Raw genomic sequence first — 10,418 nt, 5'->3', positions numbered from 1 at the left:
TAATAGCTACTAGAGGAAGCGTAAATCTGAGCATGTAGTGATAAGGACTGAGCGAATTTTGCTCCGTTTTTCTTATTTTTTCTTTTGTTATATTCATGAACTGGTTACCCCCGACGGATTGAAGTTTCACTTTATCCCGCATATAACTGGCAGTAAGTCTCCACTTTAGGTACTAAGAGTGAAACCAATAATAAAGTGCTTTTTGTATCTGTAATTTAAGTTAATCATAGCGCATTATGCGAAGCTGTGAAAAACATCACTCGATACTTATGGTATGTCACTGCTTTCTCTGTGAATTACTACAGGATAAATCTGTGATGTTTTTCACAGCCAATCATCAAGTAAATCGATATCGTAAAGATGTCGAGATCAACTTGGAGAAAGGGGAAATTATTCCTATGAAAAAGCCTGGTATACAGTTATCGATGCAAACATCTAGCCTAATTGTTGGATTTATGATCTGGGTTTTAATCTCATCTTTAATGCCTAGTATTCGGGAAGATATTGTTTTAACATCAGGTCAGGCTTCACTAGTAACTGCAATTCCTGTGATTCTTGGGTCTATATTACGTATTCCTATTGGATTTTATGCCAATCGATTTGGCGCGCGATGGGTATTCATAGTTAGCTTTATCATCCTACTATTCCCTGTCTATTATTTGAGTATTGCAAGCTCCTTTACAGATTTATTAATAGGTGGATTACTTCTCGGGGTTAGTGGTGCTACATTTTCTATTGGGGTCACATCGCTACCTAAGTATTATCCAAAAGAAAAACATGGTTTTATTAATGGTATTTATGCGGTTGGGAATGCAGGTACGGCCATTACAACTTTTGCAGCGCCTGTTATCGCTCAGTCTCTGGGCTGGCAAAGCACTATTCGATTATATATCCTTTTAATAATCCTTTTTATTGGATTGAATTTTTTGTTTGGTGATAAACAGGAAACAAAGGTCAAAAATTCGATGTCTGAGCAAATAAAGGGTGTGTATCGTAATGCTACACTTTGGTTTTTAAGTCTGTTTTATTTTGTAACATTCGGTGCCTTTGTCGCTTTTACGGTATTTCTTCCAAACTTTTTAGTGAATAATTATCATTTAGATACAGTAGATGCGGGTTTGAGGACGGCTGGATTCATTGTGTTAGCCACGCTCTTTCGCCCTTTAGGCGGCTGGCTGGCAGACAAATTCAATGCGTATATTATGTTAATGATTACCTTTATCGGTATCGCATTTTCGGGGATTTTATTGTCCTTTTCCCCAGGAATTGGCTGGTACACCATAGGGTCTATTGCTGTTGCTATGAGCGTGGGTATTGGGAATGGAACCGTCTTTAAACTTGTTCCTTTATACTTCTCTAAACAAGCAGGTATTGTAAATGGCATCGTCTCTGCAATGGGGGGATTAGGTGGCTTTTTTCCGCCAATCATACTAACAGCTGTTTATACAATAACAGACCATTATTCTATCGGTTTTATGGCTTTATCTCAATTTGCATTCATATGTTTAGTGATCGTCCTGTTTTTATATTACCAAGATCAGATGAATATTGAACGGAAAATTATTGAAAGTACTGCAGAAGCAATTATTATAACCAATAAGGATGGTGTTATCCAAAACGCGAATCCTGCTTTTACTCGTGTTACCGGTTTTACAAAAGAAAATGTAATTGGCAAAAAACCAAGTATACTACATTCTGGAAAACAGGATGCTGCCTTTTATAAGAAAATGTGGGTCCATATCCATCAAAAGGGATTCTGGGAAGGAGAAATTTGGAACAAACGAAAAAATGGAGAAATATACAAGGAGTGGCTCAATATAAGTGCCGTTAAGAATAATGTTGGTGATGTTAAATATTATGTAGGCATGTTTAATGATCTGACAGAATTCAATCAGTCGAAATATAGAGATCATCATAGTTAATAAGTGATAATTTTGCTTTTTTGTAAAAGTGATTTCTATCACTGACTCTAGAAAGGAAATAGCTTACATTGGAGATAAGTCAGGTATTGGAGGTAATCATAATGAATACATTTACGAAAGATCACACACCAGCTCATATTGTAAAGATGTTCCCGAAGGCCAGTGACTTGTTTAAGGAGCATCAGATTGACTTTTGCTGTAACGGAGATCGCCCTCTTAAGGAAGCATTTGCTCAAAACAATCTTGATGGAGATGCGATTTTAAAGGAATTAAATACCAATTATCAAGGATGGCAGGCAAATGATTCTACTGTCGATTGGGGTACGTTCTCTATATCAGAACTAGTAGATCACATCGTTCATACACATCATGCCTATTTGTTAGAGGAACTCCCTGCATTAGGGGAATTTGTTACAAAGGTTTTTCGTCGACATGGAGCAGATCAACCACATTTAATAGAATTGCATCGATTATACAATCATTTCAAAGTAGAAATGGAGGAGCATACTTTAAAAGAAGAGAATGAACTTTTTCCTTTATTGAAGGAATACGAATTAAACCCGAATGAAAAGCTGTTACAGCAAATTTATGAGACAATTCATAAATTAGAAAAAGAGCATGACGTTGTTGGAGAAGACTTGAAGGAAATGCGGGCCATTACCGATGGATATCAACCTCCTGTGAATGCATGCGGTACGTATCAAATTACCTATGCTAGATTAGCTGAATTGGAAGATGATACATTCCAGCATGTTCATTTGGAGAATAATATCTTGTTTAAGCGAATATAAACGACACAAAAACCGAGAATGACATATCTTTTGTCGTTCTCGGTTTTTGGTAGTCTAGGAAATTAAAAAATTTGCCGATGTGGATAAATAGGCGCATGTTGAGCTGCGTCCGGCTTCAGATTTCTTGGAAGCAAAGACGCTTTCCTGGATCTTCCTCGCCCTTTTCCTGTAAGGTGTGATTCGGATACATCGCACATAGAAAAAGATAAGCGCTCTTTTTACTATTTTATCGTTCCGCTTTTGCTATCTATTTTAGTTATGTATCCGATCCATGTGTTTCGTATTAGCTCCGTGGGTAAACAAATTCATTTAGGAAATAAGGCACAATGCTTCTATGAGATGCTTTTCTTTCCTCTACAAAATGCTTTATCTCTGTAAAAAATGCCTCATCTAGCAATGGATATTGCACTGTTCGAACTTGGTCTAAGATTGAGTTATGTTCAATTACTGCGTCAACACTTGCGATTAATTGATCAACAAGTTTTTTGCTTGGTGTGATTCCCATAACATCTTTATATATTTGTGCATCTTCTTCTATATCTAATACATGATATGGCAGCTTCATATCGATATGGATGCCATCAACAAGGTTTTCCGCGTATAATGCACGAACCTTTTGGTAATAAATTCCGCTAGTTGTTACAATTATTCTTCCACCAAAAAGTGCTCTCACTTGTTGCAATAGGTCACGCACTTCATCTAATGGGTTAATCAGAAATTCGCCTCCACTGAACATTATAGCATCGAATAAAAAGCCACTTTTCTTCAAATAGTCATATAAATCATTTGTGGTCTTATATTCTTTTGGTGTGTTAGCGATGATTTCCTCATAATTATGACAGTCCAAACAATGAAGGGGACAGCCTGACAATGAATGAATCAATAATGTGGTATGATTAGGCAAGTCAGTAAATGTGCGAATAAAGTTATTGTATAATTTCATTGTGATGTTATCACCGCTAATTAACGGTGGACAGCCTCCTTCAACGCAGCTTCTTTTAATCGTTTTCTCATCGCCCAATCGTATCTTCTCGCTTTTGACCAGAAGTTATATCTCCCTTCATAATATCCCTTATCATCTACATGGACGTTGTTTCTGGAGATCATTTTCAAATAACCAATAACTCTGCTGAAAGTTGCAATGTCTTTTGATTCACAGACGGGACAACGATGAATGTTCTTAGCATCTTCAGCAATGATTTTCTGACCGCAACTCATACAAGACGTAATCGTTGGTGTCAATGTAATATAATTAATCGGTTTTTCAAAAATTTTATCCAAGTATTTGGCTAAGGCTTCTGGTTTTACTTTTACTTCAAGAAAATGATGTAATACACTGCCGGATGTAGCATAGCCTTGGAATTCAGCACTGTTTTCTAATTGTTCTGCGAAATCATCTTCAGAAAATGGAGTCATACAGCCACTAGTCAAGTAAGGATTATCTCCTTCACCTTGTACATAGATTTCACGATTATTTGCTTTTGCCCATTTAAGGTCATGGCGTGCAAGTTTAATGGCAGCATTTTCGGCAGGGGCATACTCAATTCCACATGCCACGTTATCTCTCACAATAAATTCATTTACAATCTCTGTCATGTATTGCATAATTTCGTGAGCAATCATTTTACCATTTTTATCTTTAATTCCATCCTTATAGCCTAAATTAATGAGACCTTCATTCATACCAGTAAGGGCGAATACATTAAAATAGTTTTTCAAGTTTTTATTAAAGGCGAAAAAAGTCGGATATAATTCTTTGTTTTGTTCAATCCACTTTCTCTTTTCCATGTGGGCTTCCTGCATAACTTCCATATACTCACGTATCTTCACTTTGACGAGATTCATATCATGTCCGAATTCCAAAAGCACCCTGTTCATGTTTAAATTGAGCACCTGTACAGCACCTGTGGAGCCTGTTGATGATCCGAAAACACCACCACCGGCTTTCGATAGTGTCTCTAAGTTGATTTGCAGCCTACAACAGAGACTCCTACTCACTTCTGGATCCTTTGCTTGAATGAGTGGATTTAATGCTTTGTAATATGGATCCTTAAATGGCTTTGTTTTAAAGTTCTCAAAATATACACCACCCCAATGATACATTTTATCCAGTAGTTCGATAAATAATGGGTTTTGGTAATCAAAATGATCATCAATTTGGACTGTCAATAATGGGAAAGTAAAAGGAATTCCATCACTACCTGTTCCATTTTTCATTACATTAATAATTGCTTGGTTGATACGATCAAAGTAAGTTGCTGGTATATCCTTATACTGGATATTTCGTCCTTCACCACCGATAATGATATATTGTTCTTTTATTTCTTCAGAAGGTTTCCCAAACTCTAATGTAATATTAGAAAAACTACTTTGTGCCCCAGATCTAAGTGGCATATTTAGTTCCCAGATAAGACTTTGAAATAGCCCTACGAGTTCTTCATCTGTATACGTAATACTACGGCGCTCCTCATCAAACAAATAAGAAGCTGCAATGGTTGATAGTTGTGCTAACATAACTGCACCTGAGACTTGCTGTGATACTAGTGTAACAACATTACTAAAATGTCGTAATAAAGTTGACATCCGCTTAGTTGGTTTGGATGAGATCATATTTTTAGCCAGCGATGGTATACCTTTTGTAGCAATATCCTTACAGCTAATGGATACACAATATGGTGCAAGCTGTTTATCGTGTACATAGACAATTCCCTCATCATATAACTCTTTTATTTTTAATGGGAGAATATGATTAAAAAGAAATTCTTCCTCCGCATGATTGGTTAAATTATGCCTTAAAAGTGGTAAGGAATAAACATAATTACTGTTTTCGTGCCTAAGATAATCTGTTTGCTTGTTTTCTTGTTGCAATGTAAATTTGTCGATAATATCAATCGTATTTTGGAACATGCATAAACCTCTCCTTTAGACTTATGTATCTTGTTAATCTTCTATCATCCTAACACAATATATAGCGTTTATTTGTGATTGAAGTCACTATATATTGATGTGATTATAGAAGCAACAGGTAAAAATGATCAAAGTCTTAAGCCCCCTACTGATTGAAGTTTCACTTTATTATGAGTGATTTTTAAATAATGTGATGAAAGTCATTGCTAAGTAGTATGAAAGATTATAGATTATTATCTATAGAATAGAGGTGGAAGCATGAAAAGGATTACGTTAGGCATTACGCTTATTCTTATTCTTATGATTATTACGGCGTGTTCCAATAAACAGAGTACAGGTCCATCTTCAGATAAGAAGGGAAATGTTGAGTTAACTGTCTCAGCAGCAGCAAGTTTGAGGGATGGAATGGAAGTTATTCAACATACCTATCAAGAAGCGCATCCAGAGGTGGATTTAAAAATTAATTTTGGAGGGTCTGGTTCTCTGCAACGTCAGATCTCTCAAGGAGCACCGGTGGATATTTTTTTCTCAGCAGCAGTAGATAAATTTGATCGATTAATCGATGAAGGAAAAATTGCAAAAGAAGATGGCGTAGATCTTCTTGGGAATGAACTTGTATTGGTTGTTCCCAAAATTAAAAGGTCTACTATTACAAGCTTTCAAGATCTTGTAAAGAAAGAAGTAGGTAAAATTTCCATTGGTATACCTGAATCCGTGCCAGCTGGGAATTATGCCAAGGAATCTTTAAAAGAGATGAATATATGGAAAGATATAGAATCAAAAATAGTTTATGCAAAAGACGTTCGGCAAGTATTGTCTTATGTTGAAACGGGTAATGTTGATGCTGGAATGGTATATAAAACAGATGCTATCGTTTCTAATAAAGTGAATATTGTCTCAAAAGCCAATTCAGAGACACATTCCCCTATTACTTATCCAATTGGAATCATCAAGACTTCAAAAGATAACAAAGCAGCAAAAGATTTTTATAATTATTTACAAACCAACAAGGCATTGAAGGTATTTGAGGAATATGGATTTACTACAAAATGAGGTAGTTATGCAAAAATTTTTGAGTCCAATATGGTTGTCTATAAAGGTGACGGCCATATCTGGTGTTGTAGTTATTTTAATCGGAACAATAGTAGGACGATTTTTGGCCAGAAAGACGTTTAAAGGAAAAGCATTATTAGAAACCATCATTATGCTTCCAATGGTTCTACCTCCCACGGTCGTCGGATTTTTGCTAATCATCCTATTTGGAAAGAATAGCATAGTTGGACAGGCTACTGAATGGCTGTTTAAGCAACCCCTTATATTTACATGGTGGGCTGCTGTTATAGCTTCTGCAGTTGTTGCCTTCCCACTTGTGTATCAGTCTGCCAAAACGGGCTTTCAAGGGATCGATCTTAGTATTGAGGAAGCAGCAAGGGTAGACGGAGCAAATGAATGGAAGATTTTCTTTCTGATTTCCATTCCGTTGGCTTTCCGCTCTCTGGTATCAGGGAGTATATTAAGCTTTGCGCGTGCCTTAGGCGAATTTGGCGCGACGTTAATGTTTGCTGGTAATATTCCAGGAGTAACACAGACCATTCCTATGGCAATTTATATAGCGCTTGATTCAGGGAATATCGAATTGGCATGGCTATGGGTGATCTCGATAGTTATCATCTCCTTTTTCATGTTACTAATGGTCCGAATAAAACAAGAATAATGAGTGTAAAAGTAAAAAATGAGGCATGAGTTAAGCGGACCTGAGCCTCCTTAAGAATTTTATGGTAGGTTACTTTCAGAAAAGGATTTTATTCCCTTCATCTTTTAAGCTGACTTAACAGTTTAAAAGAAATCGCATCGTTAACTACCTGAATGTGGAGGGATTAATTGCCCATAAGAGCTCGATTAGTTTAACTAGCCATTGGTAGAGGCTCCCCCTCTGATGGATGTTGAATGTTAAGTTACTAGGATAACTAGTTCATATCTACGAATAATTATAAGTTGGTGTAAACATGACAAAATTATTGCTTACTATATGTGGAACTTTTTCACTCGGATTAGGGGTGTTAGGCATTGTTGTTCCAATTCTTCCAACAACCCCATTCCTTTTACTATCTGCAGCATGCTACGCTAAAGGTTCACTGAAATTGTATCATTGGCTATTGGCGAACAGGCTTTTTGGACCTTATATCCAAAATTATCGTTCAGGTAAAGGTATACCATTAAAAGTGAAAATAGTAAGCATTTTGTTCTTGTGGCTATCTCTTTCCTATAGCATTATTTTTATTATTCCATTAATTAGTATTAAGTTCATATTGCTACTGGTAGGGTTGTTCTTTACTGGAGTTATACTTAAACAAAAAACATATAGAAGTAGACTACATGAATCTGTTTAAATAGTTATAGTTGCTGCAAGTTGTTTATTTAAGAAATTTTTAGTGTCTATTTACCATAAAAAAACACTCTCCTTTAGCGATTTAGTGTACAAGCTGTTTGCGTAAAGGAGAGAGTCGTAGGCCTTAAAGATAGGCTTATAATGTTAATCCACCATCGACAACAACAATGGAGCCAGTCATATAGCTTGCTTTATCAGATGCTAAGAAGGTAACCATTTCGGCAAGCTCATTTGGTTCAGCATAACGCCCCATTCTCATATTTGATATTTCCTCAGGAACGTAACCATCTTTTTCGAACTGATCTGCAACACTAGCTGTTAGCGCTGTTTGTACACCACCTGGGCAAATACCATTGATTCGAATTCCTTTATTAGCATATTCTAATGCAGCGCCTTTCGTTAGACCAATGACGGCATGCTTGCTAGCAGAATAAACAGCCACACTGTGCTCTGGACGAACTCCAGCTGTAGAAGCAGTATTAATGATCGAGCCACTTCCCTGTTTTTCCATTACCTTTAATACATATTGTAATCCGAGAAATACACCTTTTACATTAACCGACATAATGCGATCATACTCTGCTTCTTCTACCTTTGTAAAAGGAGCAAACTTTTGGATAATCCCTGCATTATTAAAAAATATATCAATACGTCCGTATACTTCCATAGCCTGATTAACATAATTCTGTACATCTTCGTTTTTGGAAACATCTGCTTGGACGAAAATACCTTCTCCACCTTGTTCTTGTACACGTTTTAAGGTTTCATTCCCTGTTTCTTGGTTAAAGTCAACTAGTACAACCTTTGCACCGTGATTAGCTAGCTTTAGACTACTTGCTCTACCAGTACCACTGCCAGCACCAGTAATTACAGCAACTTTGTGTGCTAATTCCATCCTTATTTCCCCCTTTAATAGATCTTCAACTATTATTTTAGACGATGTATATCATCAAAGATTGTATTTACGTAAGAAAAATAGTATTTTTCTCTTATAAAGACTAAAAATATAAGCGCTTACATATGAAATGAGGAAGTAATTATGAAATCTTTAAAAGAACATGTGAAATATACGTGTCAGCTTATCTCGGAAGCCCACCGAATACCAGTGTATTATGTCAATGCAAACGGGGATCTTGAATACGAATTTGCGAAAGCAGAACTACAAAAAAATCCATTTTATCGTCCAATAAAAGAACAATTAAGTATTTTCTGCGGTTCAGGTAACCTAGCGGATTTCCCTCTGTTTTTTTCCAATTCCTTCTTACATTTTTTTATGATCAAGGTTCATCAGGAGAATGTTTCTTTGGGGAAAATTATTGTTGGTCCTACCATAGAAACAGAAATGTCCGAAAAACAAATAACACAGATAATGGATCTTTTTAAAGGGTACGAAAATAAAAGAAACCTGATTGATTATTACAGAACTGTTGCTGTTATACCGAGGGAGCAATTATTAGCGATTAGCAAAGAAGTTTATTATATGATTTATCAAAAGCGATTAGAAAAAACATTGGTTAAACAACGAAATAGCATATTGGAACCAAAAGATATGCAAATAGAAAATGCAGATCTTGAGCTTTCGAAAGGTAGAAGGGATTTTATTTTTCATTCTAACCTTTACTACGAGCGCGTATTATTGGAACATATAACTAATGGTCGGATTGACAAGCTAGCTGACATCACCGATTACTCGATTGTCGGAGAAGCGGCGTTGGGTATTTTGTCTAAGCGAAGCCGATTACAAAGTGAGAAAAATTTAATGATAACAGCAATCGCACTTATTTGCAGGGCTGCCATAAAGGGAGGACTAAATGAGGAAACAGCTTTTACCTTAAGTGACTTCTATATCCAACAGCTTGAAGAATTAAGAAGCTTGCAAGAAATATTGAACTTAGTAAAAGAAGTTATATACGATTATACGAAACGCGTACACCAATTACATAAACAAAAATATTCTGCACCAATAACAGCTTGTCTGCACTATATTTATAACAATCTTTATAATGATATCTCGCTAGTGAATTTGTCTAGGCTTTGTCATTTAAGTTCAAATTACCTATCGTCAATATTTAAAAAGGAAGTAGGGATGTCGATTCGTGCGTATATCCAGAAGCAGCGAATCGACGAAGCGAAAAAACTAATTATATTAACTAATTACGCCATTTCTGACATAGCCAATTGGCTAAATTTTACAGACCAAAGCTATTTTATTAAGGTTTTTAAAAAACATACTGGGATGACCCCTAAGCAATTTAAACATAATCATCCGCAAGAAGGGAGAAAATAGGGTGATATTTTATTAGTGCATAAGCCTTTGATCTGCCCGTGAATCAATTTTATCGAGTTGGCAGCAGATCATTATTTACGAACAATCAATAATGGCATGTGTTCATGATGAGAACCTAATTT

At 36.1% G+C, this 10,418-nt stretch carries 9 protein-coding genes; 6 read left to right on the top strand and 3 right to left on the bottom strand.

Going from position 1 to position 10,418, the window contains the following annotated elements:
• Positions 1–398: 398 nt before the first annotated feature.
• Both Q1A47_RS11400 and ric read left to right on the top strand, forming a co-directional pair.
• Positions 399–1,922, top strand: a complete 1,524-nt coding sequence (locus Q1A47_RS11400; protein WP_166529998.1) for an MFS transporter — start codon at positions 399–401, stop codon at positions 1,920–1,922.
• Between the two features lie 101 nt (positions 1,923–2,023).
• Positions 2,024–2,713: an iron-sulfur cluster repair di-iron protein gene (ric, locus tag Q1A47_RS11395; RefSeq protein WP_121604118.1), complete on the top strand. Its 690-nt coding sequence runs from the start codon at positions 2,024–2,026 to the stop codon at positions 2,711–2,713.
• Positions 2,714–2,996: 283 nt separating this feature from the next.
• Here the strand turns inward: ric and Q1A47_RS11390 are convergent, their stop codons facing one another.
• Positions 2,997–3,656, bottom strand: coding sequence for a 4Fe-4S cluster-binding domain-containing protein (locus Q1A47_RS11390; protein WP_166529986.1), 660 nt, complete (start codon positions 3,654–3,656; stop codon positions 2,997–2,999).
• A 20-nt stretch (positions 3,657–3,676) separates the two neighbouring features.
• The gene (gene nrdD / locus Q1A47_RS11385; RefSeq protein ID WP_121604117.1) at positions 3,677–5,620 is read right to left on the bottom strand and encodes an anaerobic ribonucleoside-triphosphate reductase; all 1,944 of its coding nucleotides are present in this window, start codon (positions 5,618–5,620) and stop codon (positions 3,677–3,679) included.
• A gap of 258 nt (positions 5,621–5,878) precedes the next feature.
• On the opposite strand from nrdD, the gene modA reads away from it, so the two are divergent.
• The 3 genes from modA (at position 5,879) to Q1A47_RS11370 (ending at position 8,010) form a co-directional block, all read left to right on the top strand.
• The gene (gene modA / locus Q1A47_RS11380; protein ID WP_166529987.1) at positions 5,879–6,673 is read left to right on the top strand and encodes a molybdate ABC transporter substrate-binding protein; all 795 of its coding nucleotides are present in this window, start codon (positions 5,879–5,881) and stop codon (positions 6,671–6,673) included.
• Positions 6,654–7,334 carry a molybdate ABC transporter permease subunit gene (gene modB, locus Q1A47_RS11375; protein ID WP_026682332.1) on the top strand — a complete coding sequence of 227 codons (681 nt, stop codon included), beginning with the start codon at positions 6,654–6,656 and terminating at the stop codon, positions 7,332–7,334. Before modA ends, modB begins: the two co-directional genes overlap by 20 nt.
• A gap of 292 nt (positions 7,335–7,626) precedes the next feature.
• Positions 7,627–8,010, top strand: coding sequence for a YbaN family protein (locus Q1A47_RS11370; protein WP_026682331.1), 384 nt, complete (start codon positions 7,627–7,629; stop codon positions 8,008–8,010).
• A 135-nt stretch (positions 8,011–8,145) separates the two neighbouring features.
• On the opposite strand, the gene Q1A47_RS11365 is transcribed toward Q1A47_RS11370, so the two are convergent.
• The gene (locus tag Q1A47_RS11365) at positions 8,146–8,904 is read right to left on the bottom strand and encodes an SDR family NAD(P)-dependent oxidoreductase (protein ID WP_166529988.1); all 759 of its coding nucleotides are present in this window, start codon (positions 8,902–8,904) and stop codon (positions 8,146–8,148) included.
• Between the two features lie 144 nt (positions 8,905–9,048).
• Between Q1A47_RS11365 and Q1A47_RS11360 the strand changes: the two genes are divergently transcribed.
• Positions 9,049–10,296 (top strand): AraC family transcriptional regulator, encoded by a 1,248-nt coding sequence (locus tag Q1A47_RS11360; protein ID WP_026682329.1) that lies wholly within the window; start codon positions 9,049–9,051, stop codon positions 10,294–10,296.
• The last annotated feature ends 122 nt before the right edge of the window (positions 10,297–10,418 follow it).

Source organism: uncultured Virgibacillus sp., from assembly GCF_947495635.1.
Taxonomy (GTDB): domain Bacteria; phylum Bacillota; class Bacilli; order Bacillales; family Amphibacillaceae; genus Virgibacillus; species Virgibacillus salarius.
This window is presented reverse-complemented; position numbering and strand designations above follow the sequence as displayed.

Bases quoted from the DNA above. Each gene is read 5' to 3' on its own strand.
- modB (WP_026682332.1), top strand. From the start codon at position 6,654: ATGGATTTACTACAAAATGAGGTAGTTATGCAAAAATTTTTGAGTCCA.
- Q1A47_RS11370 (WP_026682331.1), top strand. From the start codon at position 7,627: ATGACAAAATTATTGCTTACTATATGTGGAACTTTTTCACTCGGATTA.
- Q1A47_RS11365 (WP_166529988.1), bottom strand. From the start codon at position 8,904: ATGGAATTAGCACACAAAGTTGCTGTAATTACTGGTGCTGGCAGTGGT.
- Q1A47_RS11390 (WP_166529986.1), bottom strand. From the start codon at position 3,656: ATGAAATTATACAATAACTTTATTCGCACATTTACTGACTTGCCTAAT.
- Q1A47_RS11360 (WP_026682329.1), top strand. From the start codon at position 9,049: ATGAAATCTTTAAAAGAACATGTGAAATATACGTGTCAGCTTATCTCG.
- modA (WP_166529987.1), top strand. From the start codon at position 5,879: ATGAAAAGGATTACGTTAGGCATTACGCTTATTCTTATTCTTATGATT.
- Q1A47_RS11400 (WP_166529998.1), top strand. From the start codon at position 399: ATGAAAAAGCCTGGTATACAGTTATCGATGCAAACATCTAGCCTAATT.
- nrdD (WP_121604117.1), bottom strand. From the start codon at position 5,620: ATGTTCCAAAATACGATTGATATTATCGACAAATTTACATTGCAACAA.
- ric (WP_121604118.1), top strand. From the start codon at position 2,024: ATGAATACATTTACGAAAGATCACACACCAGCTCATATTGTAAAGATG.